This is a genomic window from Streptomyces sp. A18 (genome assembly GCF_059026065.1).
The window spans coordinates 1-1,227 of sequence record NZ_JBWLKL010000120.1 but is presented as its reverse complement, the minus strand read 5'-3'; the positions used below and the strand labels follow the sequence as shown (position 1 = coordinate 1,227).

Here is a 1,227-nt window from a genome sequence, read left to right as displayed (position 1 = left end):
TCCATGAAGCTTTCCTCGGCATCGCCGTCTGCCTGATCACTCACCGACACGTACAACGCCTTTGTTAGGGCCAGTTACAGCTGACCACCAACTCCAGGGCGACGTCGATAGCACGTATCCGCAGACCGGCCCGGGGGCTTCTGCCTACGGTGGTTTAGCGCCTGGTGCGCAGAACCTCGCGGCGGGTGGTGACGAGGTGGTTCCACCGCGCGCGGGTGGCCTGTTCGCCGTCCATCCCCGCCGCCGGTGATTTCGTGCAGGCGGGAGATGGTGGCGTTCAGTCCGTCGTGGTCGTCAAGGACGGCTTGGTGGAAGACAGGGCCCGTTCGAGGGTGGGGGTCATGGAGGTGAGACCGGCGGTGTCGAGCTCGGTGCGCACGGCGAGGGCGCGGTCTTCGAGCATGGGGTTGCCGGCGTCGCGGATGAGGGCGGCGATGACCGCGTTCATCGTGGATGCGCGAAGGTTGAGGCGGGCGAGGAGCTGTTCGGCCAGGTCGAGTCCGTCGTCGGCTTGGTGGGGGGCGAGGAACGCGCGCGCTGCCTCCGCCAAAGGAGCGCAAGCGCCTGCGGGAGGCCCACGGCCTGACCCTGGATGAGGTCGCCCTGGGAGTACGCCGCGCGACCGTCAGCGGTTGGGAGTCCAGTACGAATAGGACGGTCGCGCGAGGGCCTGTCCGTGAGGCGTACGTGCGGCTCCTGGACCAACTCGCCAAGCTCTACCCCGCCCCCGTCAACGCAGCTGAGCCCGGACCGGACACGAGGGACGGCACCGTCACCGACCAGGTCGACGGGGAGTAGACGTTGAGCATGTTCGGGGACGGCCTCGACAAGGCGGTGCAGAGGGCGTTCACCCGCCCCGCCCCGAAGTCGGCCGGCGCCCAGATGCGGTAACTGGTCCGGCAGCTCAAGGGCACCAAGGCGGTCGCCCAGATGCTGCGGATCTCCCAGCGCACCGTGGAGCGGTACGTGAAGGAGCAGATCAAAAGGTCCCGCACGGATCTCGCGGCCCGGCTGGAGCGCGCGGTGAAGGCCAGGTGGCAACCGCAGATCAGGGCAAGAGCCCGTGAGGAGGCGGCGACCAGCGACGGCATCGCTCGACGGGGTGTGGCCAAGTCCAGCCTCTCTGCGGCACGCATCTTTGGTGCTGCGTCTAACGTCGGGTGGCGGAAGTCTCTAGAGTGCATGATCGTCAGGTGGTGCGTGCAGGAGTACCGCAAGTGGGCGAGG

1 protein-coding gene and 2 pseudogenes are annotated in these 1,227 nt (G+C 67.8%); 2 read left to right on the top strand and 1 reads right to left on the bottom strand.

What is annotated here, in order from left to right:
• Positions 1-277: 277 nt before the first annotated feature.
• A complete protein-coding gene (locus AC5P1C_RS43725) occupies positions 278-550 on the bottom strand; it encodes a hypothetical protein (protein WP_493871581.1) in 273 nt (90 codons plus the stop codon).
• Between AC5P1C_RS43725 and AC5P1C_RS43720 the strand changes: the two are divergent.
• Both AC5P1C_RS43720 and tpg read left to right on the top strand, forming a co-directional pair.
• Positions 538-753: pseudogene (locus AC5P1C_RS43720) on the top strand (hypothetical protein); the annotation flags it as partial. The gene AC5P1C_RS43725 and the pseudogene AC5P1C_RS43720 overlap by 13 nt on opposite strands.
• 48 nt (positions 754-801) lie before the next feature.
• Positions 802-1,128, top strand: a pseudogene (gene tpg, locus AC5P1C_RS43715) (telomere-protecting terminal protein Tpg); the annotation flags it as partial.
• Between the last annotated feature and the right edge of the window lie 99 nt (positions 1,129-1,227).